The sequence below is a fragment of the Streptomyces torulosus genome, assembly GCF_001419765.1.
GTDB classification, from domain to species: domain Bacteria; phylum Actinomycetota; class Actinomycetes; order Streptomycetales; family Streptomycetaceae; genus Streptomyces; species Streptomyces torulosus.
In genome coordinates this window covers 1-20211 of sequence record NZ_LIRK01000484.1, presented here as the reverse complement: position 1 = coordinate 20211, position 20211 = coordinate 1, and the positions used below count along the sequence as shown (strand labels likewise).

The 20211-nt window shown below is 71.7% G+C and carries 18 protein-coding genes; 15 read left to right on the top strand and 3 right to left on the bottom strand.

The features are described 5' to 3' along the window. Positions 1-44: 44 nt before the first annotated feature. The gene (gene map, locus AOK23_RS30510) at positions 45-812 is read right to left on the bottom strand and encodes a type I methionyl aminopeptidase (RefSeq protein WP_055715806.1); all 768 of its coding nucleotides are present in this window, start codon (positions 810-812) and stop codon (positions 45-47) included. 73 nt (positions 813-885) lie between these two features. On the opposite strand from map, the gene AOK23_RS30505 reads away from it, so the two are divergent. The 9 genes from AOK23_RS30505 to AOK23_RS30465 all read left to right on the top strand — a co-directional run bounded on the left by AOK23_RS30505 (position 886) and on the right by AOK23_RS30465 (position 12304). Beyond that, positions 886-1158 (top strand): helix-turn-helix domain-containing protein, encoded by a 273-nt coding sequence (locus AOK23_RS30505; protein WP_055715805.1) that lies wholly within the window; start codon positions 886-888, stop codon positions 1156-1158. Positions 1159-1352: 194 nt separating this feature from the next. Next, complete coding sequence (locus AOK23_RS30500) at positions 1353-3038, top strand: hypothetical protein (protein ID WP_055715804.1); 1686 nt, start codon at positions 1353-1355, stop codon at positions 3036-3038. Positions 3039-3235: 197 nt separating this feature from the next. Further along, on the top strand, positions 3236-4078 hold the full coding sequence (locus tag AOK23_RS30495) for a nitrilase-related carbon-nitrogen hydrolase (RefSeq protein ID WP_055513637.1): 843 nt from the start codon (positions 3236-3238) through the stop codon (positions 4076-4078). Between the two features lie 61 nt (positions 4079-4139). Then, the gene (locus AOK23_RS30490) at positions 4140-5426 is read left to right on the top strand and encodes an aspartate aminotransferase family protein (RefSeq protein WP_055715803.1); all 1287 of its coding nucleotides are present in this window, start codon (positions 4140-4142) and stop codon (positions 5424-5426) included. Positions 5427-5456: 30 nt separating this feature from the next. Beyond that, positions 5457-7019: a PucR family transcriptional regulator gene (locus tag AOK23_RS30485; RefSeq protein WP_055715802.1), complete on the top strand. Its 1563-nt coding sequence runs from the start codon at positions 5457-5459 to the stop codon at positions 7017-7019. Between the two features lie 155 nt (positions 7020-7174). Then, positions 7175-8017, top strand: a complete 843-nt coding sequence (locus tag AOK23_RS30480) for a nitrilase-related carbon-nitrogen hydrolase (RefSeq protein WP_055715801.1) — start codon at positions 7175-7177, stop codon at positions 8015-8017. Between the two features lie 142 nt (positions 8018-8159). Beyond that, positions 8160-9563, top strand: coding sequence for a dihydropyrimidinase (gene hydA, locus AOK23_RS30475; RefSeq protein WP_055715800.1), 1404 nt, complete (start codon positions 8160-8162; stop codon positions 9561-9563). Positions 9564-9574: 11 nt separating this feature from the next. Further along, entirely contained in the window at positions 9575-10594 is a 1020-nt protein-coding gene (locus AOK23_RS30470; protein WP_055715799.1) for a TIGR03842 family LLM class F420-dependent oxidoreductase, read from the top strand. Between the two features lie 156 nt (positions 10595-10750). Beyond that, a complete protein-coding gene (locus AOK23_RS30465; RefSeq protein WP_055715798.1) occupies positions 10751-12304 on the top strand; it encodes an NCS1 family nucleobase:cation symporter-1 in 1554 nt (517 codons plus the stop codon). Between the two features lie 49 nt (positions 12305-12353). Here the strand turns inward: AOK23_RS30465 and AOK23_RS30460 are convergent, their stop codons facing one another. After that, positions 12354-13025 (bottom strand): hypothetical protein, encoded by a 672-nt coding sequence (locus tag AOK23_RS30460; RefSeq protein WP_055715809.1) that lies wholly within the window; start codon positions 13023-13025, stop codon positions 12354-12356. Between the two features lie 189 nt (positions 13026-13214). On the opposite strand from AOK23_RS30460, the gene AOK23_RS30455 reads away from it, so the two are divergent. The 4 genes from AOK23_RS30455 to AOK23_RS30440 all read left to right on the top strand — a co-directional run bounded on the left by AOK23_RS30455 (position 13215) and on the right by AOK23_RS30440 (position 17682). Further along, a complete protein-coding gene (locus AOK23_RS30455) occupies positions 13215-13907 on the top strand; it encodes a DUF4232 domain-containing protein (protein ID WP_240496636.1) in 693 nt (230 codons plus the stop codon). A gap of 40 nt (positions 13908-13947) precedes the next feature. Continuing rightward, positions 13948-14775, top strand: a complete 828-nt coding sequence (locus tag AOK23_RS30450; protein ID WP_055715797.1) for a class I SAM-dependent methyltransferase — start codon at positions 13948-13950, stop codon at positions 14773-14775. A 93-nt stretch (positions 14776-14868) separates the two neighbouring features. After that, positions 14869-16731: a gamma-glutamyltransferase family protein gene (locus AOK23_RS30445; protein WP_055715796.1), complete on the top strand. Its 1863-nt coding sequence runs from the start codon at positions 14869-14871 to the stop codon at positions 16729-16731. Positions 16732-16836: 105 nt separating this feature from the next. Beyond that, positions 16837-17682, top strand: a complete 846-nt coding sequence (locus tag AOK23_RS30440; protein ID WP_055715795.1) for an inositol monophosphatase family protein — start codon at positions 16837-16839, stop codon at positions 17680-17682. On the opposite strand, the gene AOK23_RS30435 is transcribed toward AOK23_RS30440, so the two are convergent. Next, complete coding sequence (locus tag AOK23_RS30435; RefSeq protein WP_157878200.1) at positions 17618-18283, bottom strand: hypothetical protein; 666 nt, start codon at positions 18281-18283, stop codon at positions 17618-17620. The genes AOK23_RS30440 and AOK23_RS30435 overlap by 65 nt on opposite strands. Before the next feature lie 131 nt (positions 18284-18414). Here AOK23_RS30435 and AOK23_RS30430 point away from each other — a divergent pair, with 131 nt between their 5' ends. Both AOK23_RS30430 and AOK23_RS50500 read left to right on the top strand, forming a co-directional pair. Beyond that, entirely contained in the window at positions 18415-19836 is a 1422-nt protein-coding gene (locus tag AOK23_RS30430; protein ID WP_055715807.1) for a phytoene desaturase family protein, read from the top strand. Positions 19837-19939: 103 nt separating this feature from the next. Further along, positions 19940-20211: UbiA family prenyltransferase (locus AOK23_RS50500; protein ID WP_240496635.1), on the top strand; the 272-nt coding region annotated here is incomplete at its 3' end.

Below are 20211 nucleotides of genomic sequence, written 5' to 3'. Positions count from 1 at the left end.
CCACCCACCCGCACCCGGCGTCTTATCGGTGGGCCCGTGGCGCTCTACCGAGCGGTCAGCACCCGGGGGCCTCCGTCCGTGACGGCCACCGTGTGTTCCACGTGGGCCGCGCGGGAACCGTCGTCCGTGCGTAGGGTCCAGCCGTCCGGGGCCGCGTGGTACCCGTCCTTGCCGCCGCCGGTCAGCATCGGCTCGATCGCGAGCACCAGGCCGTGCCGCAGCGGCAGCCCCCGCCCCGGCCGGCCCTCGTTCGGGACGGACGGGTCCTCGTGCATGTGGCGGCCGATGCCATGGCCGCCGAAGCCGTCGGGGACGCCGTACCCGGCGGCACGGCACACCGAGCCGATGGCGTGGGCGATGTCGCCGACGCGATTGCCGACGACGGCGGCCTCGATGCCCGCCTCCAGTGCCCGCTCCGCGGTCTCGATCAGCCGCAGGTCGGCCGGGCGCGGCTCGCCCACGACGAAGCTGATGGCCGAGTCACCGGCCCAGCCGCCCAGGTGGGCGCCGCAGTCGATGGAGACGAGGTCGCCGTCCCGGAGCCGGTAGGAGGTCGGGATGCCGTGCACGATCGCGTCGTTCACCGAGGCGCAGATCACCGCCGGGAACGGGGTCGGCGCGAACGAGGGCCGGTAGCCGAGGAACGGCGACGTGGCGCCGGCCTCGCGCAGCACCTCGCGCGCCACCTCGTCCAGTTCGAGCAGAGACACGCCCACGTCGGCGGCCTTCCGCACCGCGCTGAGCGCACGCCCCACGACCTGCCCGGCCTCGTACATCGCGTCGATGGACGCGTCCGTCTTCAGTTCCACCATGCCAATTACTATACCGGTCGACATCCAATTCTAATACCGGTTCCCTGGCGGGGGTCGGTATTAGAATGGGCGCATGGTGCGCACCCCTCTGACCCCCGAAGAGCGCGAACGCGGCGAGCGGCTCGGCCGGTTGCTGCGGGAGGCCCGCGACGGTCGCAGCATGGCGGAGATCGCCGCCGGCGCGGGCATCTCCGCGGAGACGCTCCGCAAGATCGAGACCGGCCGCGCCCCCACCCCGGCCTTCTTCACGATCGCCGCCCTGGCCCGCACACTCGGCCTCTCCATGGACGAACTCGCCGGGCGCTGCGCACCGGTGGAGGCCGCGACGCCGGCGGCGGTGGCCTGAGCCGGCCGAGGGGCCCCTCCGTACGGGCACCTGGCCGGAGCCCGTCGTCGCGTGGCCTGAATCCCTTACGCACAGCCGCCGGGCGGGCGCGCACAGCACACTGCGTCCGGTCCGAAAACTCCGCGTAGCCTTCCTGTAACACGGTTGGTGTTTTCTGGCGGACCGGGGCACTCCAGTCTGCCGGGGAGCATGCGATGGCTGTGGATCAACTCCCGGGCGAGGTTCGGGAGTTCGCGGGTTACCTGAACAAGCTGATGACGAAGCTGGACCAGGGCGGCGGTTGGTGCGCCGTCTTCTGGCGGCGCGACCCGGACGGCATGCGCGCCTGCCTCGACGGCCTGGAGGTCCCGCCGTGGGACGTCGTCGAAGCACTCATGCACGACCTGCACACCGCGTACGGTCCCGCGGCCGCCGCCCAGGAGACCGAGCGGGCCCGCGTCCTGCACAGCGCCTCGCTCGCCGCGTACGACGCCCGGCCCGGCGGCCGGGACGCCCTCGGCGACCGGTTCGACGTCATGCTCCGTGAGCAGCGCTACGCCGCCGAGCGCACCGCCGAATTCAACCGCCGGCTCCGTACCGCCACCAGCCGGGAGGAGGCCGAGTCCCTCCGTCTCGACCTGGCATGGGCCCACGACGACCACGAACGGGCCACCGCCCGCTGCGCCGAACTGCGCGCCCGGATGGAGAACCTCGACCGTCGCGCCCCGCACCTGCCTGTGCGGGGCGCGACGCGCTTCCCGGACAACCCCGCCGGCGACGTCTCCCGGACACCGGAGGCGGAAGGGCGCGGGCCGCAGGCCGCGACACCCGGCGGCCCGACCGGCCGCACGTACGCGGGCCCGGAGGGCACGGCCCCGGCAGGCCCGCGCGACGGCATACCGGCGGACCGGACGGACGACCGCCATGCGCACGACCCCTACGCGGCCCCCGGCGTCGGGTACGACGCCCACACGGTCGGCCGCGAGGCCCAGGACCAGGACCAGGGCCATGAGGTCGCGTATGACCGCACGGCCCACGCGGGCGCGCACGACGTTCTCACGGCCCATTTGGGCGTGCATGACGCCCGCACCGCCCACGCGGGCGCGCACGACCCCCAAGCCCCCGCGCCCGAGGCCGCCGCACCGGAGGCCGAGACGGCGACGTCCAAGAAGCGGGCCAAGCGGCGTCCCCGTGGTGGGGCCCGCTTCGCCGGTGCCGTGGAGGAGGAGGTGCCCGTCGTCGTGCCCGAGAGCGCGCCCGCGCAGGCGGCCGCGCCCAAGGCGCGTGCCCGCCGGGGCGCTCGCTACGCCGGGGTCGCCGAGGAGGCCGCGCCGCCGCAGCGGACGGAGCGTCCGGCCCGGCAGGCCCTGGACGACGAGGCGCGGCGGGAGGTCGCAGGGACCGTCGAGCGGCTGCTGCGGCTGCGCAAGGAAGGGCGCAGCGGGGAGGCGCACGCCCTGCTGGTGGAGGTCGCCCACTGGCCCGCCGCCCGTTTCCCGCTGCTCGCGGCTGACATGCACCGGGCAGGACTGGGCGCCGACTGGGCGACCCTGCTGTGGGAGGCCGCCTCGCTGCCCATGGACCGGCTGGTCGCCGTCGTCGACGCCCTGAACGCCGTGGGGCGCGGCACCGACGGGGAGCAGATGCTGCGGCAGGGCGTCGCGCGGCCCGCCGAGGAGATCGGCGAGGCGGTGCTCGGCCTCACCGAGGAGGGGCGTGAGCGGCAGGCGCGTGCGCTGCTCGACGCGTATGTACGCGTCCGTACGCCCGAGGAGGCGGCGCGCGTCGCGGAGGCGCACCCGCAGCGGCTGACCCGTATGGTCGTGGAAGCGGCCCGTGCCGTGTCGGAGGACCGCCACCGGGACGTGGCGCACGCCCTGCGCGTCGCCGGACTCGCCTGACGTCCACCGGGGGCCGCGGCGGCCCGACCGGCCGCGGACGCGGAGGATCACCCACTGGAGTGCGAAACGTGATCGACTCGGCCGGTTAACGGCGATGGTCTTGCCCAGCCCGTCGGCGAGGCTTACTTTCAAGCCTCTACGGCCTGTTTCTACGGGCGTAGAGGCTCTCTGACTTCCCGGTCGAAGGAGCAGCTGACATGGCCAACGTCGTACGCGCCGCCCTCGTCCAGGCGACCTGGACCGGCGACACGGAATCCATGGTCGCCAAGCACGTCGAGCACGCCCGCGAGGCGGCCCGGCAGGGCGCCAAGGTGATCGGCTTCCAGGAGGTCTTCAACGCGCCGTACTTCTGCCAGGTGCAGGAGCCGGAGCACTACGCCTGGGCGGAACCCGTGCCCGACGGGCCGACCGTCACGCGGATGCGGGAGCTGGCCCGCGAGACCGGCATGGTGATCGTCGTCCCGGTCTTCGAGGTCGAGCAGTCCGGCTTCTACTACAACACCGCCGCCGTGATCGACTCCGACGGCACCTACCTCGGCAAGTACCGCAAGCACCACATCCCCCAGGTCAAGGGCTTCTGGGAGAAGTACTACTTCAAGCCCGGGAACCTCGGCTGGCCGGTCTTCGACACCGCCGTCGGCAAGGTCGGCGTCTACATCTGCTACGACCGCCACTTCCCGGAGGGCTGGCGCCAGCTCGGCCTGAACGGCGCCCAGCTCGTCTACAACCCCTCCGCCACGCACCGGGGCCTCTCCTCCCATCTGTGGCGGCTCGAACAGCCCGCGGCGGCCGTCGCCAACGAGTACTTCGTCGCCGCGATCAACCGCGTCGGCGTGGAGGAGTACGGCGACAACGACTTCTACGGCACCTCGTACTTCGTCGACCCGCGCGGCCAGTTCGTCGGCGACACCGCGAGCGACCAGGACGAGGAACTCGTCGTACGGGACCTGGACTTCGACCTGATCGAGCACGTACGCACGCAGTGGGCGTTCTACCGGGACCGCAGGCCGGACGCGTACGAAGGACTCGTACAGCCCTGACGTGGGCACGTACAGCCCTGACACGCCCCACCCGTACCGCAGTGAAAGGAGTGGTGCAGCCGTGACCGACGAACTGCTCGGCCGCCACAAGGCCGTGCTGCCCGACTGGCTCGCGCTCTACTACGCGGACCCGCTGGAGATCACCCACGGCGAGGGCCGCCATGTGTGGGACGCCGCCGGCACCAAGTACCTCGACTTCTTCGGCGGCATCCTCACCACGATGACGGCGCACGCGCTGCCCGAGGTCACCAAAGCGGTGAGCGAGCAGGCCGGGCGGATCATCCACTCCTCCACGCTCTACCTCAACCGGCCGATGGTGGAACTGGCCGAACGCATCGCCCAGATGTCCGGCATCCCCGACGCCCGGGTCTTCTTCACCACCTCCGGCACCGAGGCCAACGACACCGCGCTGCTGCTGGCGACGACGTACCGGCGGAGCAACCAGATCCTGGCCATGCGCAACAGCTACCACGGCCGCTCCTTCAGCGCGGTCGGCATCACCGGCAACAAGGGCTGGTCACCGACGTCGCTGTCCCCGCTCCAGACGCTGTACGTGCACGGCGGCGTCCGCACCCGAGGCCCCTACGCCGACCTCGGTGACGCCGACTTCATCGCGGCCTGTGTCGCCGACCTGGAGGACCTCCTCGGCCATGTGCGGCCGCCCGCCGCGCTGATCGCCGAGCCGATCCAGGGCGTCGGCGGCTTCACCTCACCACCGGACGGCCTGTACGCGGCCTTCCGCGAGGTGCTCCAGCGGCACGGCGTGCTGTGGATCGCCGACGAGGTGCAGACCGGCTGGGGCCGCACCGGCGACAACTTCTGGGGCTGGCAGGCACACGGGCAGAACGGGCCGCCCGACATCCTGACCTTCGCCAAGGGCATCGGCAACGGCATGTCCATCGGCGGAGTCGTCGCCCGCTCCGAGGTCATGAACTGCCTCGACAGCAACTCCATCTCCACCTTCGGCGGCACCCAGATCACCATGGCCGCCGGCCTCGCCAACCTCAACTACCTGGTCGAGCACGACCTCCAGGGCAACGCGCGCCGCGTCGGCGGGCTGCTCATCGAGCGGCTCCGCGCGATCACGGCACAGGTCCCGGAGGTGAAGGAGGTCCGCGGCCGGGGCCTGATGATCGGTGTCGAGCTGGTGAAGCCGGGCACCGAGGAGGCCAACCCGGACGCGGCCGCCGCCGTCCTCGAAGCCGCCCGCCGGGAGGGCCTGCTGATCGGCAAGGGCGGCGGCCACAACACCAGCGCCCTGCGCATCGCGCCCCCGCTCTCCCTCACCGTCGCCGAGGCGGAGGAGGGCGCCGACGCCCTCGAACGTGCTCTGAGGAGCATTCGCTAGCACCACCGGAGCAGATCTGAGGAACGCCCCATGACCACCGCCCTGGAACCCGCCCTGTCGGTACGCCAGGTCCTCACCCTGGACCGGGTCCTCGCCGGAGAGCCCGAGGTGGTGGCCGGGGCCGGCCAGCTCGACCGGCCCGTCCGCTGGGTGCATGTGGCCGAGGCCCCCGACGTGGGCGTCATGCTCACCGGGGGCGAGATGGTCCTCACCACCGGGGTCCTCCTCGCCGGCGACGAGGAGGCGCAGGCCGAGTACATCCGCTCCCTGCACCGGGCGGAGGCCGCGGCGGTCGTCCTCGGCCTCGGCCGCGCCTTCCCGACGCCGCCCGACGTGATGCGCCGGGCGGCGGAGCGGTGCGGACTGCCCATGGTGGTGCTGCACCGGCCGTTCCCCTTCGCCGAGCTGACGGAGGAGGTCCAGTCCCGGCTCGTCCGGCGGAAGTTCGCGGCGGTGAGCCTCTCCGAGTCCGTACGGACCGCGCTGACCGGCCTCATCACGGCCGGCGCCCCGCTGCAACGGCTGCTCGACGAGATCGCCCAGCACGCGGGCTGTCCGCTCGTCGTCACCAACCTCGCCCACCGCGTCCTCGCCACGGCGGGGGAGCGGCCCGCCGTCGACGACGTGCTGCGCGACTGGGAGCGCATCTCACGACAGGCGGGCGGCACCGAGGGCGACGGCTGGATCCGCGCCGAACTGGGCGGACGCGGCGAGCGCTGGGGCCGCATCGTGCTGTGCGGCTACCGCGGCGACACCGCCACCGGCCGGCTCCTCGCCGACCGGGCCGCCGAGGCGCTCGTCCTGCACCGCATGCTCGGCGGCACCGCGCACAGCTGGGAGGAGCAGTCCGCGCAGAGCCTGCTGACCGACCTGGTCTCCGGTGTCGTACCGGCCCGGCAACTGCTGCCCAGGGCACGGGCCGCCGGGCTGCCCGTCAACCGCCGGACGTTCGTGCCGCTCGTCGTACGCGACGGCGACCCGGCCGGGCTCGACCGGGTGCTGCGGATGCTGGGGCTCTCCGGCCTCGTCGCCGAACTCGCCGAGGGCGCGACGGCCGTCCTGCTGAGCCTCGCCCGGGACCAGGACGCGCAGGCGCTCACCGCGCACTTCGCGACCCGGCTGCGCTCGGAGTCCGGGGTGCGCCGGACGGTCGTGGCGGCGGCCGAGCCGCGCATCACCTGGGAGGAGGTCCCGGCGGGCCTGCGCGAGGCGCGGCACGTGGCCGACGCCGTCGCCCAGTCGGCGACCGGGCTCGACCTGCCCGCCGTCGTACGGCTGCGCGACGTCCATCTGCGGGGCCTGATCCGGCTGCTGCGGGACGACCCGCACGTCCAGGCCTTCGCCGAGCGGGAGCTGGACGGGCTGCTGTGCGGCGACCGCCACGCCGAGCAGGATCTGCTGCCGGTCCTGCGGACCTATCTCGCCACCGGGCGCAACAAGTCGCACACCGCCCAGCTGCACCACGTCAGCCGACCCGCCCTGTACCGCCGTCTCGAAGCCATAGAGGCCCGGCTGGGCGTCGACCTCGACGACTTCGAGCAGGCCGCGTCCGTGCACATCGCCCTCCTCGCGCATGACGCGCAACAGGGCTGAAACATGCCGGGACCTGGGAAAACGGCGGTGAAACATGCGTCCACGAAGAGGTGACACGGTGGAACGCCAAGCGGCTCCAGACGTGACACCGTGCAACTCAAACCCGATCTCCGGGCTTCCTAGTCTCGCTTCACACCGAGTGACCGGAGGTCCCGATGAGCAGAGTCATCCGCGCAGCCATCTTCCAGACGGCCTGGACCGGCGACAAGGAATCGATGATCCAGGTCCACGAGCAGGCGGCCCGCGACGCGGCGGCACAGGGCGCCCAGGTCATGTGCTTCCAGGAACTGTTCTACGGCCCCTACTTCTGCCAGGTCCAGGACAAGGCGTTCTACGAGTACGCGGAAGCCATCCCCGACGGCCCCATCGTCAAGCGCTTCCAGGCGCTCGCCAAGGAGCTGAACCTCGTCCTGGTGCTGCCGATGTACGAGGAGGAGCAGCCGGGCGTCCTCTACAACACGGCCGCCGTGATCGACGCGGACGGCAAGTACCTCGGCAAGTACCGCAAGCACCACATCCCGCAGGTGCCCGGCTTCTGGGAGAAGTTCTACTTCCGCCCCGGCAACGCCGGCTGGCCCGTCTTCGACACGGCGGTCGGGAAGATCGGCGTCTACATCTGCTACGACCGTCACTTCCCGGAGGGCTGGCGGGCGTTGGGCCTCGGCGGAGCGGAGATCGTCTTCAACCCGTCGGCCACCTCGCGCGGTCTGTCCCGCTACCTCTGGCAGCTGGAGCAGCCGGCGTCGGCCGTCGCCAACGAGTACTTCATCGGCGCGATCAACCGGGTCGGCGTCGAGGACCTCGGCGACAACGACTTCTACGGCACGTCCTACTTCGTCGACCCGGAGGCCCAGTTCGTCGGCGAGGTGGCGAGCGACAAGGAGACGGAACTGGTCGTCCGCGACCTCGACCTCGCCAAGCTCCGCGAGGTCCGCGACCGCTGGCAGTTCTTCCGCGACCGCCGCCCGGACGCGTACGGCCCGCTGACGGCGCCGTAGCGACGCCTCCCCGCGCCCTTGGGGCCCCGCAGGGGCCTTCCAGGGGCGCGGGGCAGTGCCTGATATGCGGCTTCCGCCGCGTGGGCGCGACCAGCCACGAACGACCGGCACTTTCCCGACAAACCGAACGGAGCGTGACCGAATGAGCGGCCGTACAGTCATCCGCGGCGGTCTCGTCATCACAGCCTCGGACGAGATCCACGCCGACGTGCTGATCGAGGACGGTCGAGTCGCCGCCCTCGCCGCCGCAGGCACTTCCACTGCCGACGCCTGGACCGCCGACCGCACCCTCGACGCCACCGGCAAGTACGTCATCCCGGGCGGCGTCGACGCCCACACCCACATGGAGCTGCCCTTCGGCGGCACGTTCGCCTCGGACACCTTCGAGACGGGCACCCGGGCCGCCGCCTGGGGCGGGACCACGACCATCGTCGACTTCGCGGTGCAGAGCGTGGGCCACACCCTCCGCGAGGGCCTCGACGCCTGGCACGCGAAGGCGGAGGGCAACTGCGCCATCGACTACGGCTTCCACATGATCGTCTCCGATGTGAACCAGGAGACGCTCAAGGAGATGGACCTGCTGGTGGAGGAGGGCGTCACCTCCTTCAAGCAGTTCATGGCCTACCCGGGCGTCTTCTACAGCGACGACGGCCAGATCCTGCGCGCCATGCAGCGTTCCGCCGACAACGGCGGCCTGATCATGATGCACGCGGAGAACGGCATCGCCATCGACGTCCTGGTCGAGCAGGCGCTGGCGCGCGGCGAGACCGACCCCCGCTACCACGGCGAGGTCCGCAAGTCGCTCCTCGAAGCGGAGGCCACCCACCGGGCCATCAAGCTCGCCCAGGTGGCCGGCGCGCCCCTGTACGTCGTGCACGTCTCGGCGATGGAGGCGGTCGCCGAGCTGGCCAAGGCACGTGACGAGGGACTCAACGTCTTCGGCGAGACCTGCCCGCAGTATCTGTTCCTGTCCACGGACAACCTCGCCGAGCCGGACTTCGAGGGCGCCAAGTACGTGTGCTCCACCCCGCTCCGGCCCAGGGAGCACCAGGCCAAGCTGTGGCAGGGCCTGCGCACCAACGACCTCCAGGTGGTCTCCACCGACCACTGCCCGTTCTGCTTCGTCGGGCAGAAGGAACTGGGCCGCGGCGACTTCTCCAAGATCCCCAACGGTCTGCCGGGCGTCGAGAACCGGATGGACCTGCTGCACCAGGCCGTCGTCGACGGGCACATCTCGCGCCGCCGCTGGATCGAGATCGCCTGCGCGACCCCGGCCCGTATGTTCGGCATGTACCCCAAGAAGGGCACGATCGCGCCTGGAGCCGACGCGGACATCGTCATCTACGACCCGCACGCCGAGCAGGTCATGTCCGCCGAGACCCACCACATGAACGTCGACTACTCGGCGTACGAGGGCAAGCGCACCACCGGCCGGGTCGAGACGGTCCTCTCGCGCGGCGAACTCGTCATCACCGAGCGGGAGTACACCGGTCACGCCGGGCACGGCGTCTACACCCCCCGCTCCACCTGTCAGTACCTCAACTAGGAGCGGAGCAGATGGACTTCGGACTCGTCCTGCAGACCGACCCGCCGGCCTCGCGTGTCATCGAGCTGATGAAGCGCGCCGAGGACAACGGCTTCACCTACGGCTGGACCTTCGACTCCGCCGTGCTGTGGCAGGAGCCGTTCGTCATCTACAGCCAGATCCTGTCCCGGACCAGCACGTTGAAGGTCGGCCCGATGGTCACCAACCCGGGGACCCGTACCTGGGAGGTGACCGCCTCCACCTTCGCCACGCTGAACGACATGTTCGGCAACCGCACCGTCTGCGGCATCGGCCGCGGCGACTCCGCGATGCGTGTCGCGGGCCGCAAGCCCAACACGCTGGCCCGGATCAGCGAAGCCATGAAGGTCATCCGTACGCTGGGCAGCGGGGGAGAGGCCGACCTCGGCGGCACCGTGATCCGCTTCCCCTGGATCAAGGAGGACGCCGAACTCCCGGTCTGGATGGCCGCGTACGGTCCCAAGGCCCTGAAGATGACGGGGGAGGAGGCCGACGGCTTCATCCTCCAGCTCTCCGACCTGTACCTCACCGAGTACATGGTCAAGGCGGTCAAGGACGCGGCCGTCGCCGTCGGGCGCGACCCGTCCGAGGTGAAGATCTGCGTGGCCGCCCCCGCGTACATCACCGAGGACGACTCGCCGGAGGCGCTCGCCCACGCCCGTGAGCAGTGCCGCTGGTTCGGCGGCATGGTCGGCAACCACGTCGCCGACCTGGTCTCCAAGTACGGCGAGCACTCAGCGGCCGTACCGGAGGAACTCACGGACTACATCAAGGCCCGCGAGGGGTACGACTACTCCCACCACGGACGGGCCGACAACCCCGACACGGCGTTCGTCCCCGACGAGATCGTCGACCGGTTCTGCGTCATCGGCACCCCCGAGATGCACATCGCGAAGCTGAACGCGCTGCGGGACCTGGGCGTCGACCAGTTCGCCGTGTACGACATGCACGACGCGCAGGAGCGGGTGATCGACGTGTACGGCTCCACGGTCATCCCCGAGATCACCGGCTGACCAGGGATTCCTTCCCGGGCCGGCTCCTGCCACAATCCGGAACGCTCCACTCCATCACGACCCCCCACACCTTGACTCCCTCCCCGCTCCCCCGGGGAGGGGCCCAAGGCCCGCACGGCCTTTCTCTCCCGTCCCGCCTCCTTGATTGGCCTGCCCATGACCGAAACAGTTCCCCCGGGGTCGCCGATGGCCCAGTCCGTCGACTCGTCCGGCCGGATCGAACTGGCCCCCGGGGCCTTCCCCGCCGACAGTCCCTTCGCCAACGAGGACCTGCGTCCCGTACCCGTCTCCGAACGCAAGTGGACGACGTACAACTTCGCGGCGCTGTGGATCTCCATGGCCCACTGCATCCCCAGCTGGACCCTGGCCTCCGGCCTGGTCGCCCTCGGCATGGACTGGAAGCAGGCCGTCTTCACCATCGCCCTGGCCAACGTCATCGTGCTGCTGCCGATGCTGGCCACCGGGCACGCCGGACCCAAGTACGGCATCCCGTTCCCGGTGCTCGCCCGCGCCTCGTTCGGTCTGCGCGGGGCGAACATACCGGCCATGATCCGGGCGGCCGTGGCCTGCGGCTGGTTCGGCATCCAGACCTGGATCGGGGGCAGCGGCATCTTCGCCCTCGGCTCCAAGCTCACCGGCGGTCAGTGGGAGACCGCGGGGAAGATCGCCGGCAACCCCTGGCCGCTGTGGCTCTGCTTCATCCTCTTCTGGGCGCTGCAGATCGCGATCATCTACCGGGGCATGGACTTCCTGCGGCACTTCGAGAACTGGGCCGCGCCCTTCGTGATCGTCGGCGCCTTCGTGCTGCTGATCTGGATCGCGGTCAAGGCGGACGGATTCGGCGCGCTGCTGGACCAGCCGTCCAAGCTGGGCTGGGGCGCCGACTTCTGGCCGGTCTTCTTCCCCTCCCTCATGGGCATGATCGGCTTCTGGGCCACCCTCTCCTTGAACATCCCCGACTTCACCCGCTTCGGCGCCAGCCAGAAGGCGCAGACCTGGGGCCAGTCCCTCGGGTTGCCGACGACGATGACGCTCTTCGCGATCCTCGCCGTCCTCGTCACCTCCGGCTCCGAGGCCGTCTACGGCGAGGCCATCTGGGACCCGGTCACCCTCGCCGCCAAGGCCGACAACACCTTCGGTCTGCTCTTCGCCCTGATCACCGTGCTGATCGCGACGATCTCCGTGAACATCGCGGCGAACGTGGTCTCACCGGCGTACGACCTCGCGAACCTCGCGCCGAAGCTCATCAACTTCCGTACGGGCGCCCTGATCACCGGCGTCCTCGGCATCCTGATCTTCCCGTGGAAGCTCATCTCCACGCCCGAGTTCTACATCTTCACGTGGCTCGGCGTGGTCGGCGGACTGCTCGGCACGGTCGCGGGCATCCTCATCGCCGACTACTGGATCATCCGCCGTACGGTCCTGCACCTCGCGGACCTGTACACGGCGGGCGGCCGCTACTGGTACTCCGCCGGCTGGAACTGGCGGGCCATCGCCGCGTTCCTGGTGGGTGGCGTCCTCGCGGTCGGCGGCTCCTACTCGTCCGTGAACGCGGAAGGGGTCTCCTCGGGGCCGTTCCCGCAGGACGGCCTCATCCCGTTCCTCAAGCCGCTCGCCGACTACGGCTGGGCGGTGGGCCTCGCCGCCTCGATCCTGGTGTACGTGGCGCTGATGGCGGGGGAGCGGGAGAAGGCGAGAGCGACCGTCTGAGCCGAAGGCCCTGACCACGGTGGCGGTGGCCCGCGCCGGAGACGTGCCCCTACCGGGTGCCCTCCAGCGCGGCCACCGCCTCCTTCGCCGCCTTGATGGCACCCTTGTTGATCTCCTCGGTGCCGGGCGCCTTCTGCGACTCGAAGTCGCTGCCGTTGTAGGTGACGACCACCAGGGCGTTGGCCACGCGCGCGTACACCACACCCTCGCGGGTCTGCTGCTTGTCCTCGGTGGTGAGGTTCACGACGGAGTAGGCCGCGTCACCGAGACCGGGCACCGCGCCGCCGCCGCTCTTCTGCGACAACCGATCCTTGTAGGTGGTTTCGGCCTTCGCGTCCGTTTGGTGAATCTCGTACGAGATGTCCAACCAGCGGTAGTCGTAACCCTTGAGGGCGTTCCAGGAGCAGGTGCGGCGCACGGACTCGTCGGTCGACGCTATTTCCTTGCCGGCCGTCTTGGCGCCCGGAACAAGGGATTTGACCGATTTCGCCGCGATGGCGCCGCAGGGTGAGGGCGCCTTCGCGTAGGTCTTCGTCGCGGCGGACGTGGCCGGCGCGGACTCGGAGGTGGAGATGGGCCCGGACGCGGTCTCCGGCGCGGACTCCTTCCCCGCCGGGCTCGTGTCCGACGAACCGGACGACAACGCCCAGCCTGCCGTGGCGAGTACGGCGACCGGAAGCAGACGCACGGTGAGGGCGAGCGGCAGAGGGAGATCACGCACAGCGCACTTCTCGGGGTCGTGGCGGCGGTACCGCCGGTCGGTGGGGTACGTCAGTGTCACACGACTGCCTGTGGGGCGAAAGTGCGACCTCGCTCTGTGTATACGTGGTGACCGGCCCTCACCGTTCAGTCGTACGGCGACTTTCCGGAGTCCCACCTTCCGCAGGGAGCGCGTGTCAGGATCGGATCCATGATCCCGATACCCCGCCGCACCGCCTCCCGTGTGGCCCTGGCCGCCGCGCTGATCCTGGCTGTCGGCGGCTGCGGACTCGGGGAGGAGATCGAGCGCGAGGTGAACCCCGACCGCGACCTCCCCTCGACGCCGGCCTCGTCCGCGGGAACCGAACGGCCGGGTGGCGTGCACGCCGACGAACTGCCCGAGGGACTGCCCTCGGGCCTGGACGTGCGGCCCACCGAGGCACCGTCGGCGGACCCCACGGACGCCTGCCCGTCCTCCGGTGCGCGGATGCTGCCGGGTCTCGTGGAGGCCGCGATGGGACTGCGCGCGATGACGGTGACGCTGACCAACTGCGGCACCGAGCCGTACACCGTGAACGGCTATCCCTCGGTCCAGGTGCTCGACGAGGACCGCGAACCCGTCGACGTGCGCGTCCTGCGCGGCCCGGGCGAGATCACCACGGGTGTGCCCGACCCGGGCCCGCACGAGGTGACGCTGAAGCCGGGCGAGTCCGCGACCACCTCGCTGGTCTGGCGCAACACCGTCACCGAGGCGGACGTCCCCGCCGTCAACGCCCCCTACCTGCGCGTCGCCACCGCGAAGGGCCGACCCGCACAGGTACTCGCCCCCGACGGCGGCATCGACCTCGGCACCACCGGCCGACTCGGCACCGGTGCCTGGACGAAGGCCCCGCAGGGCTCTTAACCGGTTGCACCGCCTCCGCGGCGATCAGCACCCTTGACGGATGACCCGGTTACCTTCCCCAGCCTCCGGAACCCCTTCCCTGCGCGAGGAGATCCTCGCCTACTACGAGCGGGGCGGCGAGAACACCCGCCTCGCCGAAGGCGCCGGACGACTGGAGTTCTGGCGCACCCAGGAGCTCCTCCGGCGGTTCCTGCCCGACACCCCCGCGCGCGTGCTCGATGTCGGTGGCGGCACGGGCGTCCACGCGGCATGGCTGGCGGGGGACGGCCACGAGGTCGCAGTGGTCGACCCCGTACCGATGCACGTCGAACGGTCGGGCCTGCTGCCCGGTGTGACCGCCCGGCTCGGGGACGCCCGCGCGCTGCCCGCCGAGGACGCCGCGTACGACGTCGTCCTCCTCCTCGGGCCGCTCTACCACCTGCCCGAACGCCCGGAGCGGGTACGGGCGCTGGCGGAGTCCCGTCGTGCCGTCCGGCCCGGTGGTGTGGTGGTCGCGGCCACGATCAACCGGTACGCGGGGCTCAACGACACACTTCGGCAGGGGAACTACTTCCGCCCGGAGCGCCGGGAGCGCACCGACGCCGTCGCGGCGGACGGGCGCCACCTGGCCTCGGCGGACGACCCCGACTTCACCACCGCCTACTTCGCCGATCCGGCCGAGGTGCCGGGCGAGTTCGACGCGGCAGGGCTGGTCTGCGAGGGCCAGTACGGCGTGGAGGGCGTCGCCTGGCTGATGGGTGACGTGGACGCGTGGCTGGACGACCCCGAGCGGCGGGAGGCCGTTCTGGCGGCGACCCGGCGTATCGAGTCGGAGCCGTCGCTGCTGGGCACGAGCGGGCATGTGCTGACCGTGGGGCGGCGCGCGTGAGCTGCGGGCGGCCCGTGTCACCGCGCGTCCGAGGGTGACTGAGGGCGCTGCGTACGATCGGCGGACGATCGTCGCGCTGTGAGGAGTCCGCCCGTGTTCACCACTCGACCGACGCTCCAGGGGACCTTCGGCATGGTGTCCTCCACGCACTGGCTCGCGTCGCAGTCCGCGATGGCCGTCCTGGAGGACGGCGGCAACGCCTACGACGCCGCCGTCGCCGCCGGGTTCGTCCTGCACGTCGTCGAGCCGCACCTCAACGGGCCCGCCGGGGAGGTCCCCCTCGTCCTGGCGACGGCGGACGGCGAGGTCCGGGTCCTGTGCGGACAGGGCGTGGCGCCCGCCGGGGCGACGATCGAGCACTACCGGGGACTCGGACTGGACCTCGTCCCCGGCACGGGGCCCCTGGCGGCAGCCGTGCCCGGCGCGTTCGACGCGTGGATGCTCCTGCTGCGCGACTACGGCACCAAGGACCTCGCCGACGTCCTGAAGTACGCCGTCGGGTACGCGGAGGACGGGCACGCGCCCGTGGACAACGTCGGCGCGACCGTCGAGTCGGTGCGCGACCTCTTCGAGAAGGAGTGGGTGTCGTCGGCGGAGGTCTACCTGCCCGGCGGCCGGGCGCCCCGCCCCGGCGAGTTGTTCCGCAACCCCGCCCTGGCCGCGACCTGGCGGCGGCTGCTCGCCGAGGTCGAGGGAGCGGGCGACCGCGAGGCCCGTATCGAGGCGGCACGGGAAGTGTGGCGTGCGGGCTTCATCGCCGAGGCCCTGGTACGGCAGGCCGGGCGGCCCACCCTGGACACCAGCGGCGAACGGCACACCGGCACCCTCACCGCGGCCGACCTGGCCGCCTGGTCCGCCTCCTACGAGTCCCCGGCGACCTACGACTGGAACGGCTGGACCCTGTGCAAGGCCCGCCCCTGGAGCCAGGGCCCGGTGCTCCTCCAGCAACTCGCCCTGCTGCCGGACGAACTGCCCGCGTACGGGTCGGCGGACTACGTGCACCTGCTGATCGAGGGCTGCAAGCTCGCCATGGCGGACCGCGAGGCCTGGTACGGCGACGCGGCGCCGGTGCCGCTGACCGAGCTGCTGTCCGACGCGTACAACGCCGAGCGGCGGGCCCTCATCGGCGACACGGCCTCGTACGACCTGCGGCCCGGCAGCCCCGGAGGACGCACCCCCCGACTGAGTGCCCACGCGCGCGTGGTGGCCACCGACCCACCCGGCTTCAACCCGTTGGGGGCCGGGGAGCCCACGGTCGGCGGCGCCCGCGCGGGCACCGGTGAACCCACGGTCGCCAAGAGCCCCCTTTCCCCGGTGCCGGGGGAGCCCGAGGTCGGGGCGGACGGGAGCACGCGGGGCGACACCTGCCATCTGGACGTCGTCGACCGCTGGGGCAACATGGTCGCGGCCACGCCCAGCGGGGGCTGGCTCCAGTCCAACCCCGTCGTGCCCGAGCTGGGTTTCCCGCTCGGCACCCGGCTGCAGATGACCTGGCTGGACGAGGGGCTGCCGAACTCGCTCACCCCCGGCCGCCGGCCCCGCACCACGCTCACCCCTTCGCTGGCGCTGCGCGACGGGGTGCCCGTGATGGCGTTCGGCACGCCCGGCGGAGACCAGCAGGACCAGTGGCAGCTCCACTTCTTCCTCGGCGTCGCCCTGCGCCCACCGGTCCGGGGCGGCCTCGACCTCCAGGGCGCCATCGACGCCCCGAACTGGCACAACGACGGCTTCCCCGGCTCCTTCTACCCGCGCGGCATGCGCCCCGGCAGCGTCACCGTCGAGTCCCGCATGCCCGCGGAGGTCGTCGCGGAGCTCCGCCGCCGCGGCCATGACGTCACCGTCGGCGAACCGTGGTCCGAGGGCCGCCTCTGCGCGGTCGCGCGCGACCCCGCGACCGGCGTGCTCTCGGCGGCGGCCAACCCGCGGGGCATGCAGGGGTACGCGGTCGGGCGCTGAGCGGGAGCCGCCGCCCGGCCGCGGCGGACCCGCTGTTCATGGTGATTCCATGCGGAGTGCACCCTCCCGGTGGGGATTGTCAGTGGTGCGTGCTGTGATGGAGGCATGATCGAAGACAGCGAAACCATCGACGAGTTTCTCGCCCGGCACGCCTCCGACGTCGAAGAAGCGATCCGCAAGGCGGCGGCCGCCGAGATCATGCCGCGCTGGCGGCAGCTCGCCGAGCACGAGGTCGACCAGAAGAACGGCCCCCACGACCTCGTCACCGACGCCGACCGCAAGGCCGAGCTGTATCTCACGGAGGCGCTGCCCGCGCTGCTGCCCGGCTCCGTCGTGGTCGGCGAGGAGGCGGTCCACGCCAACCCCGCGTCCTACGAGGCGATCCACGGCGACGCGCCGGTCTGGATCGTCGACCCGGTCGACGGCACCCGGCAGTTCGTGCACGGCGAGCCCGGCTTCTGCACGCTCGTCGCCCTCGCCCTGGACGGCGAGGTGCGCGCCTCCTGGACGTACGCGCCCGCGCTCGACCGGCTCGCCGTGGCGATACGGGGCCGGGGGGCCACGCTGGACGGCGAGCCGCTGCACGCCGGTTCACCCGAGCCCGGCCGTGACCTCGACGTGGCCACCTCCCACCCGGACTACACCACGGAGGAGCAGAAGGCGGCGCTGCTCGGTCTGTGGACGGAGGGCGTCGCCCCACGCCCGTGCGGGTCGGCGGGGCTGGAGTATCTCGCCATCGCCCGAGGGCGGTTGGACGCGGTCGCGTTCTCCTGGGAGGCGGCCTGGGACCACGCGGCGGGCCTCCTCCTCGTCGAGGAGTCCGGCGGCGCCCATCTGACCCTCGCGGACGAGCCCTTCCGGATCACCGGCGGCAACGCCCTGCCGTTCACCGCGGCACGGGACTCGGCCACGGCTCGCCGGGTGCGGGGGTTGCTGTCGGCCGGAGCCTGAGCTGCAGTCCCGGGCATGTGCCGGGTTCCAGGTAGAAGCGGATGGTGACGACCTCGAACTCGGTCACGGTGCCGACCGCAGGCCAGTCCTCGGCCTCCCGGGGAAGGTGGAGCACATCCACGAAGGCTCCCACGGGCCGCCCGATGTCCACGACCATGCCGGTCAGCCCCGGCCCCCAGGGCAGTGCGGACACCGTGCCCGTGAGCCGGGCGCCCTGGGGGAGCGGCCCCGTGTCGTAACGGCTGAAGTGCCGGTCCCGTAGGGCGGCCCTCCACGCCTGCTCGAACCCCTCCTCCGTGACGGGCACCGCCTCCGGCGGCTCCTCGACGGGCCCCTCGACGAGGACGCCGTACACGGCCTCGTAGAGCTGACCGGCGAGCGGGCCGTGTTCCTCGCGTGTCGCGGTCAGGTACGCCCGCGAGGCGGCGACCGACGCGGCACCGGACGTCTCGTCCGGGCGCTTCGTGAGCCATTCGGGCAGCGGGGGCAGTTCCCGCCGGCTGTCGAAGGTCGCCTGCCGCAGTACCCGCCCGTCGTCCCCCACCTCGAACCAGTGCTGGAGATCCTGCTCGGGGTCGGTGCAGCGGAACCGGCGCGTCATGCGGCGCAGCCTACCCATGCCGTGGCTGTCGGTGGTCGGGCATATCCTGAGCGCAGGTTCGCCGCCGGGCGGAAACCCGTTCGCGGCGCTCGATGACCATCGGCTGACGAAGGGGTCCGAACGTGCCGGCGATGCTCGACGCGGTGGTGGTGGGGGCGGGGCCGAACGGCCTGACGGCCGCCGTGGAGCTGGCCCGCCGCGGCTTCTCCGTGGCGGTGTTCGAAGCGAAGGACACGGTCGGCGGTGGTGCCCGTACCGCCGAGCTGACCCTGCCCGGCTTCCGGCACGACCCCTGCTCGGCGGCCCACCCCCTGGGCGTCAACTCGCCCGCGTTCAACGGGATGCCGCTCGCCCGCTACGGCCTGGAGTGGCTGCACGCCGGGCTGCCCATGGCGCACCCTTTCCTGGACGGCTCGGCGGCGGTGCTGTCCCGCTCGGTGGGGGAGACGGCCGCCTCGTTCGGGCCGCGGGACGCGGGCGCGTACCGCAGACTGATCGAGCCGTTCCTGCCCAAGTGGGACACCCTGGTGCGGGACTTCATGTCGCTGCCGCTGTCGGCGCTGCCCCGTGACCCGGTCACCCTCGCCCGCTTCGGCCTCGCCGGACTGCCCCCCTCCACCTGGCTGATGCGCCGCTTCAAGGACGAGAAGGCCAAGGCGCTGTTCTCCGGGCTGGTCGCGCATGTCATCGCCCCGCTCGGCGGCCTCGCCACCGGCGCCGTGGGCCTGGTCTTCGCGCTGGCCGCGCACGCCGCCGGCTGGCCCGTCGCCCGCGGCGGCTCCCAGGCCGTCTCGGACGCGCTCACCGCCTACCTCAAGGACCTCGGCGGCACCGTCCACACCGACTACGAGGTCAAACGCCTCGACGATCTACCGCCCGCGCGCGCCTACGTCTTCGACACCTCGCCCACCGCCCTGGCCCGGATCGCCGGCTTCGGAAGCTTCTACGAGTCGTACCGGTACGGCGCGAGCGTCTTCAAGGTCGACTACGCGCTGGACGGTCCCGTGCCCTGGACCGCCGAGGAGGCGCGCGCCGCCGGCACGGTCCAGGTCGGGGCGAGCAAGGCGGAGATCAGCACCGCCCTGGACGCCGCCGCCCGGCACGGCCACGCCCCCGACCGGCCGTTCCTGATCACCGTGCAGCCCAGCCTCGTCGACCCCACCCGTGCCCCCGAGGGCAAGCACGTCTTCTGGGCGTACGGCCATGTGCCGAACGGCTGGACCGGAGACTTGACCGACGCCGTGGAGCGCCAACTGGAGCGCTTCGCACCGGGGTTCCGCGACCTGATCCTCGCCCGCGCCACCGCCGGCCCGCCCGAACTCGCCGCGCACAACGCCAACTACGTCGGCGGTGACATCGCCTGCGGCGCCGCCTCCGGCCTGCAGCTGCTGCTCCGTCCCAAGCTCACGCTCCAGCCGTACCGCACCCCCCATCCGGCCGTGTTCATCTGCTCGTCGGCCACCCCGCCGGGCCCCGGAGTGCACGGAATGTCGGGGCACAACGCGGCCAAGGCGGTGTGGCGGAGGCTTCGTCAGGACTCTGACGGTCAATAGCACACAGATGCGTTCACCGGTAGGCAGTATCAAGTCACAGAACGACAAAGGTCTTCACATTTTCTCCACATGAATGTTCAAGTGGCAGGGGTAAGTTGCCGCCATGAAAGATCGGAGATGGGATGTCCGCTCCGGCTCGCGGCCTGTCGTGCGCCTCGCGGATCTCGCTCAACTCGTACGTGCACCGGCCGCGTTGAGCGTGCCGGGTGACATCCTCGCGGGGGCCGCAGCCGCAGGACGCCCGCTCAGCGCGCCGACGCTGGGAGTCATGGGATCATCCGTCTGCCTCTACTGGGCCGGCATGGCTCTCAACGACTACGCCGACGCCACGATCGACGCCGTCGAACGCCCCGAGCGGCCCGTCCCCTCGGGCCG

Excerpts from the sequence above, each read along its gene's own strand:
- AOK23_RS30450 (WP_055715797.1), top strand. The coding sequence starts at position 13,948 with ATGACCCGGTTACCTTCCCCAGCCTCCGGAACCCCTTCCCTGCGCGAG.
- AOK23_RS30480 (WP_055715801.1), top strand. The coding sequence starts at position 7,175 with ATGAGCAGAGTCATCCGCGCAGCCATCTTCCAGACGGCCTGGACCGGC.
- AOK23_RS30455 (WP_240496636.1), top strand. The coding sequence starts at position 13,215 with ATGATCCCGATACCCCGCCGCACCGCCTCCCGTGTGGCCCTGGCCGCC.
- AOK23_RS30500 (WP_055715804.1), top strand. The coding sequence starts at position 1,353 with ATGGCTGTGGATCAACTCCCGGGCGAGGTTCGGGAGTTCGCGGGTTAC.
- AOK23_RS30505 (WP_055715805.1), top strand. The coding sequence starts at position 886 with ATGGTGCGCACCCCTCTGACCCCCGAAGAGCGCGAACGCGGCGAGCGG.
- AOK23_RS30435 (WP_157878200.1), bottom strand. The coding sequence starts at position 18,283 with ATGACGCGCCGGTTCCGCTGCACCGACCCCGAGCAGGATCTCCAGCAC.
- AOK23_RS30495 (WP_055513637.1), top strand. The coding sequence starts at position 3,236 with ATGGCCAACGTCGTACGCGCCGCCCTCGTCCAGGCGACCTGGACCGGC.
- AOK23_RS30470 (WP_055715799.1), top strand. The coding sequence starts at position 9,575 with ATGGACTTCGGACTCGTCCTGCAGACCGACCCGCCGGCCTCGCGTGTC.
- AOK23_RS30440 (WP_055715795.1), top strand. The coding sequence starts at position 16,837 with ATGATCGAAGACAGCGAAACCATCGACGAGTTTCTCGCCCGGCACGCC.
- AOK23_RS30465 (WP_055715798.1), top strand. The coding sequence starts at position 10,751 with ATGACCGAAACAGTTCCCCCGGGGTCGCCGATGGCCCAGTCCGTCGAC.
- hydA (WP_055715800.1), top strand. The coding sequence starts at position 8,160 with ATGAGCGGCCGTACAGTCATCCGCGGCGGTCTCGTCATCACAGCCTCG.
- AOK23_RS30485 (WP_055715802.1), top strand. The coding sequence starts at position 5,457 with ATGACCACCGCCCTGGAACCCGCCCTGTCGGTACGCCAGGTCCTCACC.
- map (WP_055715806.1), bottom strand. The coding sequence starts at position 812 with ATGGTGGAACTGAAGACGGACGCGTCCATCGACGCGATGTACGAGGCC.
- AOK23_RS30430 (WP_055715807.1), top strand. The coding sequence starts at position 18,415 with ATGCTCGACGCGGTGGTGGTGGGGGCGGGGCCGAACGGCCTGACGGCC.